The sequence below is a fragment of the Tahibacter sp. genome, assembly GCF_032229445.1.
GTDB lineage: Bacteria > Pseudomonadota > Gammaproteobacteria > Xanthomonadales > Rhodanobacteraceae > Tahibacter.
The window spans coordinates 39,812-63,766 of record NZ_JAVTWC010000063.1 but is presented as its reverse complement, the minus strand read 5'-3'; the positions used below and the strand labels follow the sequence as shown (position 1 = coordinate 63,766).

Annotated in this window: 2 protein-coding genes; both read right to left on the bottom strand. The window is 70.3% G+C overall.

Going from position 1 to position 23,955, the window contains the following annotated elements; translation table 11 throughout:
• The coding region (locus tag RUU78_RS12215) for a DUF6531 domain-containing protein (RefSeq protein WP_313916959.1) at nt 1-6,385 on the bottom strand (6,385 nt) is incomplete at its 3' end.
• On the bottom strand, nt 6,382-23,928 hold the full coding sequence (locus RUU78_RS12210; protein WP_313916958.1) for a CARDB domain-containing protein: 17,547 nt from the start codon (nt 23,926-23,928) through the stop codon (nt 6,382-6,384). The genes RUU78_RS12210 and RUU78_RS12215, both read right to left, overlap by 4 nt.
• Nucleotides 23,929-23,955: the final 27 nt, after the last annotated feature.

The window sequence follows — 23,955 nt, the reverse complement described above, 5'->3', positions numbered from 1 at the left end:
CGTAGCGGATCAGCCAGGTCTTGCCGTTGCCGTCGATCCGGCTGGTGCGGTCGCCATTGGCCGCGTAGCCGTCGGTGGTCGTGACACCGCCGCGCGTGGTCGTGGTGGGGTTGCCCCGGCGGTCGTACTCGTGGCGTGTGACGTAGCTGCGCGGATCGGTGGTCGTGGCGACGCGGTCGGTGACGTGTGGCGTATCGAAGGCACTGGTCGGATGGTAGGTCCAGGACTGGCGGCGTTCGCCGTGCGGCGTGACGAGGACTTCGCTCGTGGTGTTGCCGTGGTCGTCGTAGGTGAAGGTGGTGATGCCGCCGAGCGCATCGGTCTGGGTGGCCGGCTGCAGGTGCACGGTGTCCCAGGTCGTGTGCGTGGTGCCGACCGGGTCGATCACGGTGGTGGCCGCGCCGTAGCGGTTCATGCGCGTGGTCGTGGGATGGTTGCGTGCGTCGGTGACGATAGTGACGGGTTCGTTCATGAGGCCGCGCAAGGCGCCACTGACGTCCTCGTCGTAGGCGAACGTGGTCGATGCGGTATCGGGCAGGGTCACTTCGGTGACGCGCAGTTCGGGGTAGTAGTAGGTGCGCTCGGCGGTCTGCACGCCGGTCCAGTACGGCGTGGGCGTTTCACCGTCGGCGGCATAGCGGTAGCGCCGCACGGATCCGTCGATCGCGTCGCGCACGGCGGTCAGGCGGAAGCCGAAGCGGGCATAGGCCATCTCGCCGTCGGGCTGGACGTAGTACAGGCCGTCGTAGTCGGCGTAGTCGTACTGGGTGCGCTGGGTGCCCAGGTTCGTGCGGTCGCTGCGGCGCGCTTCGACGAGGTTGCCGGTGTCGTCGTAGCGGTAGTCGACGCGCAGCTCCTCGGGAACGGAGGCCGAGGTCACGAGCGTATAGCTGTCGAGGATGTCGATGTCGCCGACGGGGCGCGAGACGGTTCGGATCGCATAGGTCAGGGCGATCGTGCGGCCGGCTGCATCGCTGATGTATTCCACGCGCGGCGTGTCGGCATCGCGCTGCCAGGTATAGGTCACGCGATTGCCGTTGGTGTCTTCGACGTAGGACAGGCGCGGGCCGTCGGGATCGGGCTCGGCGAAGTGATAGCGCGTGCCGTTGCGGGCGATGAAGTCGAAGAGGTTGCCGTGGCGCACGAGGCTGCCGTGATAGCCGTACAGCGGGCGATAGCGCAGCGCACCGTCGGGATCGATGCCGTCGGGCACGAAGCGCATGCCCTGGCCGGCGCCACCGAGCACGGTATGGCTGCCGCAGGCATTGCTGGTGACCTGCATGTCCAGATCCGCACTCCAGCCGCGGCCGAAAAAGCCGCGGCGGTCGCCGGCGTGGCTGGAATAGGTGCGTACGAGGGACAGACCGGGCCCGCGTCCGCCGAGCACGATGTCCGGTTGTTGCAGCACGGCGCCGCCGGAATACAGGTCGATGCCTTGTGCGAACGAATGGGCCAGCGGCACGACATCGTGGCGGCTGCGCGTGCTGGTGATCAGACCGTTGCGCTGGTCCTGCACGCCGGCGGCCGAGATCGCGGTGAGCTCGTAGACGTAGCTGCCGATCGGCAGCCGCGCCGCGGGAATTTCAAGGAAATGCAGGCCGGCGTCGAGCTGTTGTTCGGGCTGCGGCCAAAGCTCGCGGTCGGTCGGATTGCCGTCGCGATCGAGCAGGCGGAAGCGGATATCGACGCGGGCGGGCTGGCTGAGCAGATAGCCCAGCCGGGTCGGCGTCTCGCAGACGTAGCCGGTGGCGGTGTCGACGTCCTGGCTCACGCTGAGGTTGGGCGGGAACTTGCCGCGCAGCAGGCCGATAAGTTCGGTTTCGTCTTTGGGCGAGCCATTCGATGCGGGACGCGGGGTTTGTGTCGCATCGGTCGGCAGCAGGCCGTAGCCGGCGATGATGCCGGCGTTGAAGTGGACCTCTGTCGGTTCGGATTCGAGGCGGACCAGACCGTTGTGGAGCACCGTCGTTGCGGTGTACTGCGCCGCCGGATCGATCGCGAGGCCGCGGCGGATCGTGCATGCCTCGTCGTAGTTGCGATCCAGGAACGAGCAGCCTTCGACATCCTCGCCGTTACGCATCAGATAGACGGCGTTTACGCTCGGCTGCCACTGCGGCGGGTAGTAGTCCGAACGCAGCACGAGGTCGGCCTGAGTGGTGTTGAACGGCGTCAGCGCGATGCGGTCGGGTTCCAGGCGCGGTGGATTGAGATCGATCGACCACCCGTAGCTGTAGTCGTCGGTGTCCTCGGAATAGACGCCGCGCGCGGCCAGATCATAGGTTGTGAAGCCAAAGCTGCCCGCGCCCGGTGGCAGGTCGCCGGTCAGCGACAGGCGGCCGCGGATGTCGCCGGGCACGGCGCCGGCGCGCAGGTAGAACGCGTACTGGCCCGGCGCAACCTCGCGCCAGGAGTCCAGCGAACCGTGCTGCAGTGGATCGACGATGCCTATGCGGCCGCCGCTGAGTGGCTGCCAGCTCCAGGGTGGACCGTCCACGTTGCTGAGGTCGTTGACCATCGCGACGAGCGCCTGAAATGTATACGGTGCTGCAATGATCTCGCCGGGCTTCGCGGCGTAGGCGGACTGTCCAGCGGCGTTGACTGGGTTGTCCATCTGATGAAACAGCGAAATGAAGCTATTGCAGCCTGTCGCCGAATTCAGCGGATGGGTCTGCAACGAGGCGTTCTCTTCGTGTCCCACGGCGCTGACGTGCACCGTGTACTGCGTGCGCGGATGACTGGGCGCGGTGACGAAGAAGACGATGCCATCGGCGCCCGTGGTCATCGGCAGTGGCGAGGTGCGGGTGCAGGCATGCCCAGTCAGGCGGAAGTCGTCGGTGGGACAGCCGCCTTCGCCTCGTTTGTCGAACAGCGCCGCGCCGATCAACGGGCCGAACCGGGTGGTGCCTGTGCATTCGCTCTGGCTGAAGTCGGTATCGACGCGGGCGATGACGGGAACGTTGGAGACGGGATTGTCGAAAGCGTCGGTGACCGTCGCTCTGACGGAGTCGTAGCCGATGCGGAAATACCGCGCTGCTTGCGTATCGGGATAGTCGACATGCAACTGTTGCGGCGTCGCCGGCCCGATATCGGCCACGAAGGCTTCACCCGAATGCAGTTCGCCGGTCGCCGTCGTCACGCTGACCTCGACGGTGGCATGGCCGACCCATTGCAACTGTTGCGTATCCGGATCCGGCAGCACGTAGTGCCCGGTCGTGCCCTGGCGGCGCGCGAGCTTCAGCGGTGAAGCGGCCAGGCCACGGGCGTCGGTCGTGACACTGACGCTGGCCGCTTCGTGGCCTTGCGCATCCAGCAGTTGGCTGTCGCTGGCGGTGACGCGGAAGGTCACCACGGCATTGCGCACGGGACGGCCGTCTGTGTCGAGCGCAAGCGCGCGCAGCGGCTCAGGCAGAGTCTGATCGGCGGTTCCCGACTGGTGCTGCGTCGTCCGGTCGAGCGTGAGAATCGCCGCGGCAAGTGGGTTCTCGTTCGGCGGCAGCGCCGACGGATCGCCGAGCACGGCGACCAGGTCCTGCAGGTACCACAGTTCCGGCGGCAGCGTGGTCGAACCGCCTGCGAGCTGACCGGCAATGAAATAGCCGCTCTCGCCCGTCGACAGCGAACGCACGCGCCAGACCGCGCCGGTCCAGGCATCCTGCGTCAGCGGTTCAGCCGGCACTTCCACGACGTAGCCGCGCGCGAGCCAGTGGTCGATTGCCGCGACGACGGCGGGCGGCTGGTGCACGCCGCCGCTGCCGCTGGTTGCGTTCAGCGTGAGCACCGTGCGTCCCTGGCTGCGTGCGAGTGCGAGGCCCTTGTCGGCAGAAATACTGGCGACGCTCCACTGCTGTTCGAAGACCCGGTGTTCCAGTGCCGAACCTTGCAGCGCCGACAGCGCGGTCCAGTCGGACTCGGCGGCGTTGGTCGCGACCGCGGCAAAGGCTTCGGCCGGGCGCATCGCGGCGTCGAGCGCGACGCCCCGCCAGCGCATCGCGGTCGCGAGTCCGTCGAGACGGTCGACGCGGTACTGGCTGATGACGAGCGCGGCGGAGGGGAACGGCCGCACGACGCCGACGCCGGCGAGCGCGGCGAGTTCGTCGTCGTCGCCGTTCCAGGTCGCGAGATAACGCGCGCCGAGGTTCGCGAGCAGGCGCGCGCCGCGTTGTTCGCTGTCGCCGGGCAGTGCACTCGCGTGGTCGGGCACGGCGGCACTGTCGGACACGTCGATGGCGAGCGCGGACTGGCCGCCCGCGATCAGCGTCTGTGCGAAGCCGGCGCTGCCGCCCGGGCCTTCGAACGTGAGTTCGACGCGGTGGCGTGTCGCCGTGTCGATCGGCGCTGTGCCGGCGCGCTCAGCCTGGCCGGCGACGAGCAGCATCGGCCGTACGCGATACAGATAGGGCGGCGTGCGGCTCATGCCGCCGTGTGCGTCGACGATCGCACCGTCGTCGACCGAGGCGGGCTGCCAGGCGAGGCTGATGCGGCGGCCGGCAAGCTGCGCCACGCCGATGCGGGTCTCGAGCGCGATCGGCGCGTCGGAGGCCTCGCCGCTGCGCACGACCAGATGCAACTGCTGGCGCAGCTGCTCGGGCAGTTGCGCGAATTCGCCGGTGACCGCGAGTACCGGCATCGGCAGGCTTGCCGGTAGCAGCTCCAGGGGCGGCGCGTCTACGGCATGCTGCGCGAGCATCGCGTCATAGCTCAGCGGTGGCGACTGGACCCCGAGCGCCGAAGCGATCTGGTCGCGCAGGCGCTGCAGCGGCGATTCGTTGCGCGGCTGCTGCAGGTGCCCGTCAATGAACGTGTTCGCATCGAACTGGGTGCGCGCGAATGCGCCGCTGGCGGCGACGAAGCGATGCGGCTTCAGCGCGGGCGCGAGCGCGATCCAGCTGCGGCCGCTGCGGTCGGCGCTGCTGCCGCGGTAGTTCGACATCGGCAGATGGGCGGAGACGAAGGTGTGCTCGATCGCGTACGCCGCAATGCGACCGCCGCGCACGACCGGGCGCTGCGCGATGCCTGCCGCGGCCAGCGCGAGGCCGACCTTGTCGCCGCGCACGCCGAGGCTTGCGGCGAGATCGTCGAGATTCACCTCGACCACGCCGTGCACGTAGCGCGCCGGTGCGCGGCTCGCGCGCAGCAGCGCGATCAGCAGGCTGGCCTGGTCGACGTCGTTGCCGGACAGGCTACGCAGCGTCGCGTCGGCGTCCTGGCGCGCGCCGGCATACCAGCGCGTACGCACCGTGCTGCGTACGAAATCGACGATGCGCGTGTAATCGTGGCCGAGGCTCGCCGCGTGCGCGAGGATGGCCGGCGACAGCGCGGCATCGGCACTGTCGGCGTAGTCGGCCGGTTGCGGTTCGACGTCTGCATCGGCGATGGCATAGCTCGGCACGATGGCCGGCGTCATCGCGGGTTCGCGCGCCGGCAGGCGCGGCCGATGCACAGGCAGCGGGTTGGCCCCATAGACCGGCGCGTCGTCCGCATCGGTCGCGAGCAAGGCATCGAGTTCGGCGGTCACGGCTGCGTCGATCGGTGTTGCGTCGGATTGTGCGTTCAGCGTGCTGCGCAGTGTGCTGGCTGCGGCGGCGACGGCGCGCAGATGGTCGCGCAGACGCTGCGTCCGCGCGGTGACCTGGGCCGTGGCGGTCGCGGGCAGCGGCTTGTCGCGCAGCGCGGCCTGCTGCTGTTCCAGGCGCAGATCCAGCAGCAGCGCCTGGGCCTGCGACGCATCGCTCGCGGCGATCAGCCGCGAGCGCGCGGTGCCGTTGTCGACGCCACGCTTGTGCAGCCCGGCGAGGACACCGCGCAGCGCCTCGCGCGCCCGCACGAAGCCGCCGGAGGCGGATTCGTCGGTCTGCGCCTTGGACAGATCAGGCGACGGCTGCGCACTGCGCAGGCTGGCGATCGCGGCGCGCGCGTCCTCGCCGCGCAGCAGGGCATTGACGACGTCCTGCGGCGATACCGCGACCGTGGTTGCCGATGCGGCCGCAAATGCCGGCGCCCCGTCGACTGCGCCGCGTTTCGCGGCGCGCGCGGCGGTCGCGGAGGATTGCGGTGCGGCTGTCGGCGTCGCGTCGGCATCGTCACGATTCGCGCTTCGTGCTGCGGCCGGGGCATCCGCAGACGGTTTCGCCGCCGCCTCCAACTGCGCGCGCAGCGCCGCGACCACGGCGCTGCGCGGCATGGCCGCGGTCACGCGCGGTAGCGTGAGGTCGTGCAGGGGCGTCGCTGCCGGTGCTGCCGGCGCGTGCCGGGTTGGCGACCGATCGGGGCTGTGATCGATGTGGCCGGTCGGCGCAGCCGCGGCAGCCGCGGCCGTGAGCGCGAAGCTCAGCGCTGCAGTGGTGAGTCGGGAAATTGGGAAAACTGTCATCCGTGGCGTCTTCATCGTGAGTCTCCGGCCGCCGCGGCATCTGCGCCAAGGCTCGGCAGTCGTGCGGGTGCGAACAACAGCGACGGCAGCCACCTGAAGCTGGCCTCGGGTTTGCCAGGGCTGCCTTCGAAATCGTCGCAGTACAGCGGATCGTCGAGGTCGCCGTCGAAGTTGTTGCGGAACAGCAGGTCGATGGGCCGGCCGGCCGGGCAGCCCTGGCGGATCTGCACGTCGAGCGAGGCGAGCTCGGTCCAGACGCTCTGGCCCGCGGCGTCGCGCAGCTCGGCGGCAATGCCGACGCGATAGCCGCCGGTCGCGAGCGTGCCGGTCGCGAACGTCGACGTGCGCGTGATTTCGGCGCCGACCGCGAGGCTTACCGCATAGCTGTCCTGAGTGATCAACGCGCCGTCGTCGGCAGCGCGCAATTGCACGCGCACCGGCGTTGCGTCGAGCACGAGGGTGCCGGGGTTGCGCAGCGTGTAGCGCAGCGACAGCGGATCGCCGCGGCGTACGGTGATGCCGGCGTCGAGGAACAGCGCGGCCAGTGCTTCGCCGGTGGGCGGTACGTAGCTGACGGCGACGGTGACCGCATCGCCGACGTTGCCAGCGCGATCGGTCGCGCGCAGGTGCAGCGTGTTGGCGCCTGGCAGCAGCGTGGCCGCCGCCGTGCGGAACACGCCGTTCGCGTCGGCGCGCACGACCGTGTCGAGTCCCGGCGCCTGTACCGCGACGTCGGCGTCCGGCTCGGTGCGGCCAGCGATTTCCTGCGCGGCCGTGGTGACCGTGCTGCCCGGCACCGGTGCGTCGACGACGACGCCCGGCGCCTCGCGATCGATCGTGAATGCGACCTCGCGTGTCGCGCGATTGCCTGCCGCATCGTCGGCTTCGACGCGCAGCAGGTAGGCGCCGCTCGCGGTGACGGCGCTGCCGCTCGCGTAGGGTTGGCCGTTGAGCCGCAGCGTCGTCGTCGCGAGATGCGCATCGGACACGTCGATCTGCGGCGTCACGGTGTGATTGACGAGATCGCCGTCGGCGACGCCCGTGATCGCAATCTGTGGCGCGAGGTTGTCGACGTTGAACGGGATCGCGGCGAGCGGGGTTTCGTTGCCTGCGGCGTCGCGCGCACGCAGTCGGTAGCTGTGCGCGCCATCGGTGAGCTTCAGCGCGGCGCCTTCGAACGAGTCGCCGCCGGTGGCAGCCAGCGCGCTCCACGCACCGCTGTCGATGCTGGCGTCCACCACCACCGGCGCGCTCAGCGCATCGCTGGCCTGCGCGCGCAGCCGCAGCGGCGCGGCAATGACGGCGTCGTCCAGCGGCGCGATCGCCTGCAGCAGCGGCGGCGTGCGGTCGACGATCTGCACGCTCTGGGTATCCAGCGTGTTCCATTGGCTCTCGCGCAGGATTCCCAGGTGCACGTCGACACTGCCAAGCGGCCATGCCGTCGTCGCGAAGTCCGCCGTGTCGGCGAAGGTTTCGCTGCCGGCGAACGCGCGTAAGTAGTCGCGCTGCGCCAGCACGCTGCCGTCGCTCGCGACCACGCGCAGGCGGACGCTCTGCTCGGGCAGTGCGACGGTGCCAGGGTTGCGTAGCTGCAGCGCGACCTGCAGCGGTGTGCCGTGTGCGAGTTCGGCCTGGCCCGGCTGCAGCGTGCCGACGAGCGGCAGTGCAATGGCGGCCTCGTAGCGTACGGTGACGCGGCGCGTCGGACTGGTGTTGCCGGCGCGATCGGTCGCGCTCGCGTCAATGGGGTTGTCGCCCTCGACCAGCGGCACAGCGGTGAACACGGCGCGGCCGGCCGCATCGGCGGATTGTTCGGCACTGAATGCGCCGACCTGCAGCGCGACGCGTGCGTCGGCCTCGCTGTCGACGATCACGTCGACGGCGCTGGTACTGAGGACGCTGGCATCGGCCGGACTTGCGATGGCGAGCGCCGGTGGCGTGCGGTCGAGCGTGAAATGCAGGCTCGCGAACGTTTCGTTGCCGGCTGTATCGCGGGCTTGCACGGCGAGCGTATAGCTGCCGTCGGCACTGACCGGCGTGCCGGAAACATAGGGCGCGCCGTTGAGCCGCACGCTCGTGCGTGTGCTGTCGAGGTGTGCGTCGGCGATCGTGATCGTCGGCGTCGTGATCTGGTTGGTCAGCGCGCCTTCGTCGATGCCGGCGATGGTGACCTGCGGGGCGGTCGCGTCGACCGCGAACGCGGTCATCTCGCTGACGCTTTCGTTATTCCAGCGGTCGCGTGCGCGCACGCTGACGCGGTGCGCGCCGTCGGCAAGGCCGCCGACGAGCAGGCTCCAGCGGCCGTCCGCGGCTAGCGCCAGCGGCTGCCAGCTGCCGTCGTCGACGCGCGCGTGGGCTTGCGTGACGTCCGAATGCGCGTCGGTGATCAGCGCGCGCAGGCTCACGAGTGCCGGCTGCAGCGAATCGGGTACCGGTGACTGGATCACGATGGCGGGCGCCTGTTCGTCGAGCGCGGCGAAGCCCAGTCGTGCGAGATCGCGCCAGCTGCCGGCGGCGTCGCCGGGCAGGCGCGCGTCGAGCACGGTGATGTAGCTGCCGAGCGCGAGCGGCGGCACGCCGAGTTCGATCGTCTGCTCACGGCTCGCGCCGGCGCCGAGATCGAAGGTCTCCTCGCGTTCGAACGCGCTCGCGAGCGTCGGCGTGCGCAGCACGCGCAGGCGTAGCTGCAGGCCGGCCAGCGCGGCACCGGCATTGTCGACGCGATAGACCAGCGTATCGCCGCGGCCGGCGACGACGCGGCCATCGGGCGCCAGCGTGAGCGCGCCGGTCAGCGGCGGAGTCGTACCCGCTTCGACGAGCCGTACGCTGGATTCGGTGCTCGCGTCGTAGCCCGGTGCACTCAAGCGCAGCCGCAGCGCGTAGACGCCGGGCGGCAGACCGCGCGTGTCCCAGCGGTCGGTCTTGCGCAGTTCATAGCCGGGCTGCAACGTGCCGAGGGCCTGCGTCGCGGCCCATATTTCAGCGCCAGATTCCGCGTGCGCCGAGACACGCAGGGTCGCGCCGGCGAGCAGCGCATTGCCGTCGGCGAAATGCAGGCGGCTTTCGATTGCGACGTTCGTGCCGGCTGGCTGCTGCGACGGCAGCGTGGCGACGGCGAGATCGATGCGGCGCACCGCCTCGATCGCGAACGCCGCGTCGCGTTCGGCGGCGGTGCTGCCGTCGCGGCGCAGCAGCCGCGCATGCAGGCGATAGTCGCCAGCGAGCACGCCGGTACTGTTCCAGGCGACGGCGCGCGTCCAGGTCTGTCCGGCCGCGATCTCCGCGGTCGGCGTTTCGCCGAGATCGGCGACGAGCGTTCCGTCGGTGGCGATGATCTGCAGGCGCACTCGGCCGTCGAAGCTAGTGCCGGGCGCGGTCACGCGGACTTCGCCGGACACTATCGCGCCGGGTGCGAGCAGCGTGCCGGCGAGTGCGACATCGAGCAGCGGCGCGGCTCCGTCGCTGACCGCGAGCACGCTGTCGGCGCTGTTGTTGGTTTCGTCGCGCTCGGTGATGCGCGCGTCGGGATCGGCGATGAGGCGCAGGCGGTAGTGACCGCTGTGCGCGAGTACGCCGAGATCAAGGCTCAGCGAGCGCGATCCGCCGGCCGCGAGCGCGAAGGCTGCCGGAGCCGTCACCGGCAGCACGCTGCCGTCGGGCGCGCGCAGGCTCACGGCCAGCGCGACGTCTGCGACGGCCGCGCCACCACGGTTGCGCACGGTGACGAGCGCACTCGCGCGCTGGCCTGGCGCCGGCGTCGCCGGAACGAAGAACATGTCGTCGGCCGACAGCGCGATGTCGGGCAGGGCGGCTGCGTCCACGTCGACCTGCTGCGCCAGCGACACGCCGCTGCGGTTGCCCGCCGCGTCGGTCGCGACCGCATCGATGCGGTTCGTGCCGGCGCGCAGCGCGACCGGGCCCGCGCAGAACGCACCCGGCGGCTGCAGCGAGTACAGCCGCGCCTGCCCCATCTCGTCCGCGCCGAGCACGACGATGCGTGCGCTCGCGGCCCAGTCGAAGGTGCCCACATTCGTACCGCCGACGGCCGCGACCGCGTCGAAGCGCAGGCTGCCGTCGAGTGCGATGCGGCCCTCGATGCGTTCGTTGCCGAGCAGTGCGAATTCGCTGCCGTCGGGCGACCAGGCGAATGCCTGCGTCGACGGCGGCAGCACGAAGCGCGGATCGGCGCGGCGCGTCACAGGATCGTAGGTCCACAGCGTCGGCGTGCCGGCGTCGGAGCGCGTGAAGCCGAGCATGCCGTCGGGCGACCAGCTCGGGCGGATGTGCGTGTCGGCGGCGAAGGCGTCGAGCGCGCGCGCAGCATCGAGATCGACGATGACGAGGCGGCCGTCGGTCGTCGCGAGTGATGCGTAGCGCGCATCGGCGCGCAGCCGCAGCGGTGCGTTCGGATCGACCGGATAGTCGGCGATGCCGGCAATCGGTCGCACTGTGGCGCCGTCGCGCGACAGCCACCAGAGCGCGTCGACCGTGTCGCTGGCACGGCGGCCGTACAGCAGCACGCGGCTTTCGTCAGCGGCGATCGCGTAGCTGTGGATCGCCTCGGTCGCGAGCGGCAGCGACTGCGGCGCGCGGCCCGGCTGTTTCGTCTGCAGCCGGTCGTCGACGACGTAGTACAGCGTCACGCCGTGCGCCGACCACTGCGCGAGCCGCGCGGCGACGGCGAGGGTTTCGACCTGCCCGTCGCGCAGGTCGACGAGTCGCAGGCTGTAGCCGTTGCCGGTGTCGGCGAGATGCCAGCCGTCGGCGGCGAGCGTCAGCGCCGAATAGAGGTAGGTGCCGGCGGCCGGATGGTCGCTCTGCTGCAGCTGTGCGGCGGCGGTCGTCGTCGCGAGCAGCACCGCATCGCGGCGGACCTCGACGAGGCTGCCGGCTTCGGCGCGGCCGCAGACGAGGCTGTGGTCGCCGTCGATGGCGACGCGGCTGCCGCCGGCGACCGGGTAGGTCAGCACCGGTGCGGCTGGCGCGAGCGCGTCGCGCGGCACGCCGCTCGCGGGCGCGCTCGCGCCACTGCGATTGCCGGCCGCGTCTACCGCTTCGACCGTGTAGTGATAGCGCGTGCCGTTGGTCAGCGGCGTATCGGCGAACGTGGTGGCTGTGACGCTCGCGATCTGCGCGAACGGACCGTCGGCCGATATCGCGCGGCGTACGAGGTAGTGCACGGCGGCGCTGCCGTCGCCGGCGTTCCAGCTCAGTTGCAGGCTCGCGCCCTGCGGTGGCGCGACGACGGCGATCGCCTGCGGAATTCCGGGGCCGCTGCCGGCGACTTCGAGGATCACGCGGTTCGACGCCTCGCTCGCGTTGCCGAACGCATCGAGCGCGACGACGGTGTAAGCGTGGTCGCCGAGCGCAAGGTTTGCATCGACATGGCGGCGTTCCGCGTTCGCCGCGATCTCGGCCAGCATATGGTCGTCGCGCGACAGCACGTAGCGTGCGACATCCGGCGCGGCGCTCGCGCTCCAGGTCAGGGTCGCAGTGTTGCCGGCCAGTGTGCCGCCGAGCACGACCGGATCGGGCGGCGTGATATCGCCGATGCCGACTGTCGCGACGGCGGACCACGCGCTCTGCAAGGCGCTCGCGTTGACCGCGGCGACGCGATAGCGGTGCTGGCCGTCGAGCACGGTCTGTTCGAATGTCGTCGTAGCGACGAGATGCCAGGCGCGTACGCGCACCTCGGTCAGGGTCAGGTGCGCAGAGCCGCCGCCGGCCAGCGGCGAACGCACGACCAGGCGCAGCTTGTCGCTGCGATACGCCGTGGGCAGCGCGACGGTCAGGCTGGCCGACGCGGCGGACCGCTGCTGTGCGACGCGCACCCAGCCGTCGTCACCCGCATGCGCATAGACGTCGACGTTGCCGCTGGCCGTGTCGCTTTCGCGCCAATCGAGTTCGAGCGCGCTGACGATGTGCGCCGCGCCGAGGTCGAGTTCGAGCATCGGGTCGGACTGCGCGTCGAGCGCGAGGGGTTCGAACCACGTCGAGATATCCCAGTGCGTCGCGGGGTCGCCGTCGATGCTTCGCTCGGCATCGCAACAGGTCGTCGACGTTGCCGACAGCAGCGTGAGCGTGTCGTCGGCGTGCGCGTAGCCGCCGTTGTGTTCGACGCGGTAGCCGATGACATCGGCTTCCGCATTCGAGTTCCAGTGCACGCTGACGTCGTAGCCGGCTGCGCTGGCCTGTACGCCGGTCGGTGCAGCCGGTACCGTGGCGCGCGTGACGCGTCGTGTCGCGCTGCGCGATCGGTCGCCGCCATTCGTCAGTGCGTGTAGCACGATGACGTTGTCGCCGGCGTCGAGTGCGACCGCATCGAGCGCGAAACGGCCGTCGGTGCCAGTCGGGCCGGCGTCCTGCTCCGTGCCAGCGCCGACGCGTACGACCAGGCGTCCGGGCAGTGCGCTGCGTCCCTGCAGCGCCGTCGTCGCCTGCGTCGTCGGCGTGAACGGCTGGTCGACTGCGAGCGAGAACACGTCGGCGGCGTCGCTGCGTGCGTCCGAGCGGTTGCCGGCTGCATCGAGCGCGCTGACGCGGTAGGTCCAGCGGCCGTCGTCGCGGCCGGTATCGCTGCGCGTCGTACCGGCGTCGTCGTCGCCGACACGCTGCCAGTAGCCGGCGTCGAGGCGTTCGAGACGATAGGCGACGACGTCGGGATCGGCACTCGCGGTCCAGCTCAGCTGTACAGTACCGCCTTCGGCGACGGCCAGCAGCGCGCCCGGTCCGGCCGGCGCGGTCAGGTCGGCATAGCGCACGCGCACCTGCGGCGGTTGCGGATCGTCGAGACCGGACGTGTCGCTCGCGATTGCGCGGATCTCGTAGTCGCCGTGTGGCAGGGGGGCCGGTGTCCAGCGCACGCGGTACGGCGCTTCGCTCAACGCAGCACCGAGTGCGGTCCAGTCGGACGCGCCGGCTGCGCGCCAGGCGAACTGCACACTGGCGATGTCGCCGTCACGGCTCGATGCGCGCACGTCGACGCTGGTCTCGAACGCGGTGTCGTTGTCCGGGGCGTCGATGACGAGGTGCGGCGGGCCGTTGTCGATCGGTCCGATCGCGGCGTCGTTCGACGGCATGCTGAGATTGCCGGCGCGGTCGATCGCGAACACGACGTAGCGGTGCGTGCCATCGGCCAGCGCGGCGTCGAGATAACTGGTGTCGGTCAGCGCGAAACCGCGCAGATCTTCGGGCAATTGCGCCGTGCCGTTGACGAGCCGGCCGTTGCGGTAGAGCAGATAGCCGAGCAGATCAGGCTCGGTGTTCGCGGTCCAGGCGATCGCACCGTCGGCGCCCTGCAAGGTCGCGACGAGACCCTGCGGCGCGGCCGGCGCGAGGTTGTCGACGACGAGCGCGATCTCGCTCGCGGCCTCGTTGCCGCTGCGGTCGCGCGCGGCCAGGCGCAGGGTGATCGCGGCTTCCTCGGCATGGGCGAGGGTGTTCCAGTGCGCGAGCACCTGGTTGCGTTGCGGCAGAGAGCCTTGCGCAAGCGTCACCGGCGTGTCGCTGCCGTCGCTGCGGCGCGCGGTCAGGACATAGCTGTCGAAGTCGTTGGCGCTGAACGCCGTGCCGGCGACGGCGACGACGCCGTGTACGCGTGACCCGGCGAGCGGCGCATGGATCGCGGCTTCTGGCGGCGTGCGGTCGAGCGCGAGTTCGACGCGGTTGCTGCGCGCGCTTTCGTTGCCCGCGCGGTCGATCGCGCTGACTTCGTAGCGCCAGAGCCCGTCGGCCAGCGCGGCGTCGACGTGATGCGGCGGGATCACGAGCGCTGGGTCGAGGCGCGCGCCGTTGCGATAGATGGCGTAGCCGGCGAGATCGCCGTCGGGCGGCGGCGACCAGTCGAGCACCGCGTCGGCACCGTCGAGGCGGGCGCGCAGCTGCAGCGGCGCTGCAGGCGCGCTGCGATCCAGGCGCAGATCACGCGTGGCCGTCGTGACGGCACCGGTCGCGTCGGTCGCAAGTACGCGCAGTACGTAGTCGCCGTCGGGCAGGGCGAGATCGAGATCGGCGAGCACGCCGTCGCTGACCGCTATCTCGCCGCGATAGAGCAGGGTCCAGTGGTCCGACAGCGCCTGGCTGGGTGTGGCGATGGCGACGCGATAGTCGCGCAGGTGCGCATCGAGCACGCTGCCGCGCAGCGCCAGGTGTCCGGCCAGCGCCGCGCCGGACGTCGGCGCGGTGATCGTCACGACCGGCGGCGTGCCATCGATCGCGAGCGGCTGCGTCGCCTCGGCCGTGTTGCCGGCGCGGTCGCGTACGCGCAGGCGCAGGCGGTAATCGCCATCGGGCTGGGTCACGTTCCAGGAGCCGAGTGCCGCGGCGGCGACGGCGGTGGTGCCGGCGGCGAGCAGATCGCCGCTGTCCTCGCCCGGTCGCAGCAGTTCGACGCGGTAGTCGGCAACGTGCGCATCCTGCGCGCTGCCCGTGATCGCGACCGCAGCGCCGCCGCGCGGCAGCACGCTGTCGCGCATCGGCGCCGTCAGCGCGGCTTCGGGCGGTGTTGCATCCAGAGTGAAAACGTGGACATGTTCATATTGATTGCCGGCGCGATCCTGTGCGAGCACGTTGAAGCGGTAGGCGCGCTCGGCCAGTCCGTCGAGTGTGGCCAGCACCTGCACGCCGCTGCCGCTGCCGCCGAGCTGGGCGACCACGGCGCCGCCGTCGACCGCGGCGAGGCGCGCGTCGAAGCGGTCGAGCCGCGGTTCGACGACGCGGAAGGACGCGGATTCACTGCTGTTCGCGTAGTCGTCGGCCGGCGTGGCGTCGACGACCTGCGGCGCGACGGTGTCGACGTCCAGCGTCAGGGCGGCGTTTTCCGCGATGTCCGGTTGCGCGGCGCTGCGTGCGGTGATCTCGACGACGTAGTGGCCGTCGGGCAGACCGCCGCCATTCCAGTCCAGCATCCGCGTACCGGCCGCCATCGCGATGTTCTGTGCGAGCTCGGCAACGATGGCGCCACCGTCATCGCGCACGCGCACGTCAACGAGCGCGGGCGCGAGCAGTTGCAGGCGCAATTGGGTCTGGTCGAGCCGGCCGTCTCCATTCGGCGAGAACAGCGCGGGCAGCGCCTGCGCGCCGCCGAGCACGGCCAGCGGCACGGGCGCGCCGAACAGCTGCCCGATCTCGGCGGTATTGCCGAAATCGTCCGAGGCGTGCAGCACATAGCGTCCGGCGCCCTGCGCAGTGCCGCGGCTCCAGCGGCCAAGTACGGCGGGCTGTGGAACGGCGATCTCGTCTTCGGCGACGAGCTGGCTGCTGCCGGACTGTTCGACGAGCAGTTGCCAGTAGGGCTGAGCTGTTGGAAAACCGGAGAAATGCGCATCGTCCACTGTGCCGCTGATCGCAATGACGGCGTCGGTCGGCACGGCGCCAGCGGCCGGCGAGGTGATCGCGAGCGTCGGCGGTGTCGAGTCGACGTCGACCACGTAGTAGCGCGTTGCGGTCCAGCCGCAGGCGTCGCCGGCCTGTACGCGGATCGCGTAGTGGCCGTCGCTGACCGGATTGCCGCTGACGTGGCCATTCCAGCTGACCTGGAATGCGCCGCTGATATTCTGCGCCTCGCCCAGCGGTGCCAGCTCGCTGCCGAGTTGGTAGCTGACGAAGCCATCGTCGGCGATCGCGACCAGGGCATGCAGGGTCGCGCGATAGCTCAGCGGTTCGCGCGCGATCAGCGGGATCGTCGCATTGCGGTAGCGCGGCGCACCGTTGACCGAAAGACCCAGCAGCGGCACGCGCGGCTCGGTGCGAAGTTCACCCGGCACGCTCGGCGTGAGCAGCTGAAATATACCGATGTGGGGTTCCGCGGCACCACCGAGACCGAGCTCGGCGATGCTGTCCAGATCGAAGCTCGTCGCGCTGCAGACGACCGCACCCGACGCGTTGCCGACCTCGAGTTCGGCCTCGATGCGGCCGTTGAGGTCGGCCACGGCCGGTCCGTTGCCGCGCACTTCACGGATCCACGTCGCCGTCGGCGCCGTATGCCGCGTATGGCACGCGCTTGACGACAGCAGCCCCGATTCGTCCGGGCACACGGCGCCGCTGTCGCTGGCTTGCGACTTCAGCGATAGCTGGTAGCTGATCGCCGAATCGCTGTGCAGTGCGGTGCCGACGCGCAGGGCCGGGAAACCGTCGGCATCGCGCGCCGCGCAAACCCGGCTGCCGCTGCTGGGCCAGTCGAGTTCCGCCTGAGCCGGGTCGCGATCGATCTCGATGTATCTGATATTGCCAGCGCGGAGCGTGCCCGCCGTCGCCATGCCGGTTGCCAGATAGCTTCCCTCGGGCAGGGGCGCGGTCGAAACGCTGACATCGCGCATCCAGGGAAACTCGGACGCCGCCGTGGCGTCGTTGCGGGTCGGCGTCTCGTCGAGCAGCACGTGCCTTCCGCCCGCGCCGTCGAGCGCAAGGTCGTAGTGCTGCATGATCACGCCATGCGCGGCCACGAAGCGCCACTGCTGCGTCGGCACGCTGGCGCAGCGTTCGCCGTATACCGGGCCCGCGCGCAGCACCATGCCCTCGTTCGGCGTTGGCGGGGTCGTGCTGCAGTACATGTCGGCCCAGGTCGCCGTCGCGAGGCCCGCGGAATTGACGAGCCGCGCGCTGATCTTGCCGACACCGGCGGGCGGGAAGCGGAAGTAGGCGTGCCGCGCGTTGTGGGCCGTCGGGCGCACGGAACGGTAGTCGCCGTTGTCGATGGCGTCCGCGTCGACACCGATGCGCAGTTCCACACCGTCGGCGATGCCGTCGTAGAACACGGGCACGACGACCTGGATCTCGTCGGGACGTGGCGACAGCAGCTCGCTCACTTCCGGCGGTTCCACGGCGGTGAGATCGGCGCGGGGACAGAAGACGAGTGGCGTGTCGAGTCCGCTGGTCCGCACGCGCAATTGGTCGCCAAGCAGGCGGCTGCCGTCGGCGCGGATGCCGACGGCGCGCAGGCGCCGGTCGGCGCCCTGGGGCAGCGAGCTCCAGGGGAGCTGCAGCGGGAAACCCCGATCATAGTGGTTGAATTCGAACGGCGGCAGCGTACCCGGCAGGGTCGCGAACAGGCTCCACTCGCCGGGCTGGCGCGCATCGGCGATTTCGATGTCGATGGCGGCAAAACCAGTGCTGCCGTCGAGCAGCCAGAGGTTTACCTTGAGCGGATCGGTGATGACGAGGTCGACCGCTTGCGGGAAGTCGGCCGGATAGTTCACCGGGCCGACGGCGGGCGCAGGATAGACATGCTGCGCGCTGCAGGAGGAAGAACCGATCAGGCAGTCGGCGAACATGAGCTGTTCGACGGCGCTGCCGAGTTCGCGCACGCTGTGATTGCCGGCCCGGTCGTAGGCCGTAGCGCGTATCGCCTGGTCGGTAAGGCCGCCGTAGTTCGCCTGCGCGAGGTTGCCGCGCGCGTCGAGCAGCGCTTCGCGCCAGTCGCCGCCGTCGAGCGCCCGCAGTTCATAGCGGAAGCGGTCCAGATGCAGGTCGGTGGCTGCGCTCTCGACGTTCAGTTGATTGGTGTAGTCGGGATCGGGGGCGGCGCCGTCGCTGGACGGCAGGTTCGGTTGCATGAGCCGTCCCGTGAGTACCGGTGGCGTGGTGTCCAGCACGAGCTTCAAGGTCTGTCCGGCGACGTCGACGACGTAGTCGCCGTCGGCGAGCAGCTGCCCGCCGTCGCTGCGGCCGTCCCAGATGAACTGCTGCGGCCCGGCCGCCAGCACGCTGTGGCGTTCGCGTACGACCTCGCCGAGTGCATTGCGGATGCGTATGGCGGTCTGCGCGATCGTGGTCAGGCGGAATCGTACGATCGCGATGTCCTTGACTTCGTCGCCGTTCGGCGAGAAATAGCGCGAATCCAGGCCGACTTCGAATACGGGCGAACCGAACGACGACAAGGTCGATGCGATGCGCACCGTCGCATTGCCGGCCTTGTCGACCACGCGCAGCCGTACGAGGTACTGGCCCGGCTGCGGCGGAATCCAGCTGAGGAACTCGTCGCCGAGCACGGGCTCGTTCTGCGGCGGCGTGATCGCATGCCATTGCGTCGGCGCCGACGGCACCGCCCAGTCGAGCGTGTAGTAGGCGAAGTTGAGATCGGCCGCGACACCTGACAGCCGCACGGCGCGGCTACTGGGTTCGGCAAATAGCTGGGCCGACAGGTTGACGAGCGCGGTGACGGTTCGCGGCGGCGGGGCGGTGCTGACGACGAGGCTGGCGTCGTCGCCGCTGAACGCGGGCGCCAGGCTCTCGATAGCGTCGTCATAGCGCCAGGGCTGGTTCGACAAACTGCCCGCACTGCCGTAGCGGCTGTCGGTCGTGAACACGCCGCCGTCGATGAGGCGCAGCCGCGGCTGCAGGTCGGCCGGTAACTGTGCCGCACCCTGCATCGCGGCGAGGCGTTCGTGGTGGCCCTCGTCGACGTCGATCGCGAACGCTTCCAGTGTCGCGGGCGCATGCCCGAAGCAGCGGCCGGCTTCGCAGGCGACCGGACCGATGTGGGCGCTCGCGAGCAGCACCACGGCGGTACGCGTCGCAGGATCGAACCATTGCTCGCGGCGATCGGCGCTGGACCAAAGCGCGCCGCTGCAATTCGTGCGCGTGTTGTCGCAGTCGTCGCCGGTGTAGAGCGTGTCGGCGCGGCGATGCCCGCTGTCGAAGCGCGCGGGATCGGGTCCGAGGTCTAGCGCTGCGTCGGTCGGCGGTAGCTGCGCGTTCGACAGAACGGCGCCGTCGCGATTGACGATCTGCACGCGGCGCGTCGCCGCATCGACGAGCAGCAGGCTGTCGTCCGCCGCGATCCACTGCGCTTGCAAGGTCGGCAGATAGCCCGGCTCGCTCAGCGAACCAAAGGTGTGCGGCTCGGGTATGCGCTGACGCAGCGACGACAGCGAACCGGTTTCGGCGCGGAACAGCTCCAGCGATTCGTGCGTCTCCGAATAGCGACGGATCACCGCGCGCGTGCCGTCGGCATTGATGCGGATGCTCAACTGTTCGCCGTCCTGCGCGCCCGGCAAGGTCACGATCGCGCGCTGCGCATTGTGCGGCACGTAGTAGGCCGGGGGCGTCTCGTTGCCGGCCTCGCCGCGCCAGATGTACAAGCCGTGCGCATGGACGCGCAGTGCCGCGCTGTCGTCGGGCAGCGCGCGCAGCGGCGTCCTCGCGCGCGTCTGCAGGTCGTAGACGTAAAGCTGCGGGAAGGCGCCGGCAATTACGCGATTGGCATCGAGGAACCGCGGTTGCTGGCGCCGGTGCGCCTGCGCGTCGGATATGGCATCAGCGTCGAGCACGATGACCTGGTCGCTCTGCGCAGTTGCAGCGACGGCGAGCGCGTGCTCACTGCCGCGGCGGACGTAGAACGCGATCCAGCGGCCGTCCGGCGAAAACTGCTCCGCGGAAATCGGATCGAGCTCGCCGTCGTCGGCGCCGAGGTAGTGGCTCAGCCAGCGTGACGAAACGACGGCGGCGAGTTCCGGCACGATCGTGCTCGTGCGGTAGATGCCCGCGAGCGGGTCGAGCGGATCGGCCGAGAGCGCGCGTGCGAAAAGTGTATCGCGCGTCGCGGCGGTGGCTGGCGGCTGGAACCAGGAACGCGCCGGCGGCAGCGGCGCGTCGGTGAGCAGCGGCGTGTCGATGGCCGTGACGAGACTACTGCGGTCCGTGTCGACGGTAACGGCGAGTTGAGCCGTGACCTGGCCTGCGGTCCGCCTCTCCACGACATAGACGCCATCGGCGACGACGCGATCGCGCTGGTCGCGGCCGTCCCAGACGACCTGGCCGCTGGTCGCGTCGGCGGCGATCAGATCATCGAAACGGCGCACCTCGCGGCCGGCCGTGTTGCGCACGACGACGTCGATGCGCCCGGCGGCCGTGCGCGCGAAGAACAGCGCGGTCGCGTCGCGTACGCCGTCGCCGTTGGGCGAAATGAAGCGTTCGCTCGCGTAGAACGCCGCGTCCTGCAACGCGAGCGGCAGGATCGCGAGGTTGTTCAGGGTCTGGTTTTCGCGCACGGTACCGGCCGGGTCGGCGACCAGGCTCAGTTGCCGCGCGCCGGGCTGCAGGCCGAAGTTCCAGTTCCAGCTCAGCGTGGTTTCGGCACCCGCGACGAGTTCGGTGATGACCTGGTCACTGCCGATCGCGACGCCGGTTTCCGGGTTGCCTTCGAACAGGCGCACGACGATGCTCTGCGCGGCCTGCGCGCCGAGATTGCGCACGACCGCGCTGACCTGCTGCGGCGCACCCGGGGCCGGTGCGCTGGGCACGAGCTGCATTGCCGCGCTGGACACTGCGATGTCGGCGAACGGCAGCACGTTGAGCGTGTGCAGCGCGAGGTTGTTGCCTTCGTCAGACTCGGCGACCTGCTGATCCGCATCGACCGCGACGAAGACCGGCGTGTCGGCGGCCAGGCCGAGGTCCGCGACGTTCACGACCACGTTCGTTTCCGCCTGCGCCGCAAGCCCGGCGAGCATGCTCTGCGCGAGCCGTGCGCCGCCGCTGCGCGGATCGTTCGCGAACAGCGCGACGGTGAATGCGCCGCTGGCCTCGCCGCCGTCGTTGCGAACACGCAGGCTCGCCTGCAGCGGCGCACCCTGCAGAGCCGGCTCCGGCGCGAACTGCAGGCTGCCGGCGACGACGGCGAGGTCGCTGCCGCTCGCTGCCGCAATCGTGAAAGGCCATTGCGCGAGGTTGTTGCTTTCGTCGAGCTCGGCGATCTCGCCGCCCGCATCGAGCTGCACGCGCAGGGTCGCTGCGCCGGGTTCGCGCGCACGCCAGTAGTGACGGCGCTCGAGGGTCTGTCCGGGTTCCAGCGTGACGCGGCCGTCGAACAGGGTTTCCTCGCTGGCTCCTTGCTGCAGTGTGATGCGCAGGGCCGCGTTGCTGGCCGTGAGCGTGCCGCGATTGCGCAGTTGTACGCGGAAGCCGACATCGCGGCCCTGGGTCGGCGGCGTGGCGTCGAGCAGCGTCAGGTCCGCATCGCGCACCTCGAGGTCGAGGCTGGGTCCGAACGGCAGCAGCAGGCGCGCTTCGTTGTTGTTCTCGCGCGCTTCGGCGACCGTGGCGTCCGGATCAGCGACGAGGCGCAGGCGCACGGCGGCGGACGCGGTCGCCGTGAATTCGAGTTCGAGCGGCGCGCTGCCGCGGGCGGGCAGGGCCAGCGTCGTCATCGCGAGCACGCGCGGCGGCTCGGCGTCGTCGTAGAGCACGAGACGGGCGGCGGCCACGGGCGTATTGCCGAGGTTGCGCACGCTGCCGGACACGCGGATCGTTGCCGGCAGGCTTGCCACGGCCGGCGGCGTGAGTGCGAACAGCGTGGCATCGAGGGCGATGTCGGCCTGCGCCGGCGTGGCGCCGACGGTCACCGGTATCGCGATGCGATTGTCGGCTTCGTTCTGCTCGACCACATCGTCGTGTACGTCGAGCGCGAGCCACAGGGTGCGCGCTCCCGCGTGTCCGGCGCTGTCCCAGCGTTGCTGCAGCGTCGTCGCCGCACCAGCGGCGAGCGCCGGCAGCGGCTGATCGCTGCCGATCGGGTTGCCGCCGGAAGCCGGGTCGCCGTCGTACCAGCGCGCGCTGCTGGCCGCGGCCGCGCGCGAACCCGCATTGACCACACGCAGTTGCAGCGTGAACACATCGCCGTCGACGGCGTCGGCTGGCATCACGCTCGCGACACCGCCAGCGGCGAGGTTCGCCTGATTGTCGTAGAGCTGTGCGAGCGCGGCCGTCGCGGTCAGATAGATGCTGCCCTGCCAGTCGCCCGCGGTCTGCTGTGCGCCCATCACGAAGTCGCGCGCCGTGGTCGCGGTGGCGTTGGGCAGCGGCAGATGGCCGACGAGTCCGTAGAGTTCGATCGTATCGGCCAGTGCCGAGTCGGCGAATGCCGTGCCGGTGTCGCCGAAACTGCCGTCGGCGCGTTGCCGGCTCGCGAGCCACTGCGTGGCGGCGTCGCGGACGGACTGGTGCGCCGGCTGCGTCGCGCCGGCGAACAGCCGTGCGGCGTGCAGGGTCGGCAGCAGGCGGCCGCGACCGTGCGCCGCAAGCGCGAAGCTGCCGTCGCTGTTCTGCCGCGTGACCAGTTGCGCGAGCGCGCGCTGCACGGCCGTAGCGTCGGCATCCCGGCGCGCGAGTGCGTCGGCGACGAGCGCGGTGTCGAGCGTGCTGTCCTCGAAACCGGCGGCGAGTCCCCAGCCGCCGGTGGCGCTTTGCGAATCGATGAGCAGGCTGGCGGAGGCCGCGGTGTCGAGCGCGAGTTGCCAGCTCTGCTGGTCGCGATTGGCGGTTGTCTGCGCCGCGAGCCAGGCGCGCGCGTCCGCCAGTCCGGGCCAGCCCGGATCCGCCTGCTGCAGCATCTGCACCACGACGGTGGTGTCGCGTAGCGCGGTGGCCGCACGGTCCTGCCAGTGGCCGTCGGGATGCTGGCGCTGCTGGATCCAGGCCACCGCCGCGACGACGCCGGGTGGGGTCGCGGACGTGCCGCTGCCACTGAGGATCACCGGCAGTTGCGGCGCGGCCGACGTGGCGGGTTCGTTGTAGATGCGCAGCGACGCGCGGCCGTCGGTGATCTGGTTGAAATACTGCTGCAGGCGCACGCGTACGCCTTCCAGCGCGGCGAGCGTGGCCGGCGCGACGTTTTCGCCGCGGCGCTTGAGCAGGATCAGCGCGACGCGGAAGTCCTTCTGTGCGTGCGCGGCGTCGGGGATCCGCGGCCCTTCGGCGGCGATGATCTGTTCGATGCGCACGGTTTCGGCCGTGCCGCCGCTGATCGCGCCGAGCCGCGGCAGGCTGGTCGCGCTGCCGTCGCCGCCGACGATGAGCTGCATCGGCGGCACTTCCGCCGCTGACGCGAAGCCAGCGAGGTAGAGGTCAAGCGGACTGAAGCGGCGGCGCACTGCGGCGCTGTGAAAGCTACCGTCGCTGCGGCGGACCCAGTCCGCGCCGTACATGATCGACGCGTCGGTATCGAGGAAATAGCTCCAGTGCACGCCGAGCTGGCCGAGGAGTGCGGTGCTGGTCGCGCCGGTCTCGGTGCGATAAGAAACCTGCGAACCCCAGCGATGCATGATCTCGTGCGCCAGCGTCGAATGCGCGCCGCTGCCGATGCGCGAATCGCCGGGTGCGTCGGCGTAGCGGCCCACGGCTGCCATGTCGACATAGCCTTGCAGTTTCGTGGCACTGCCGTAGTGGCTGCCGAAATCGTGAATCGTTCCGCCGATACCCTGCACGTCGTTGCGCACGGTGTTGTAGAACGCGAGTGCGCCGCTGGTCTCGAATTCAAAGGTCGTGAACGTGACGATGAAGTCGTAGCGGTCCGCGTGTGTTTCGTAGAAGCGCCGTGCGATGGCCATGCGCGGTGCGTCGAGGCCGCGAGCGTAGTCGCCGTCGAGCTCGATGATGCTGAGGTTGCCGATGTCGACGCTGTCGCCGACATCGACGGCGCCGACCTTGGCCTGTGCGGATGCCGCGTCGGGCAGGTGCACGCAATCGTCGAGGGGCAGATCCGTCGCCGCCGCAGCAGTGGCGGTGTACAGCAGCAGTGTCGCGGCTGCGGCATGCAACAGCACAGCGAAGCGGAGGCGGCTCACCGGCAGCGTCCCTGCGGCGCCAGCGCG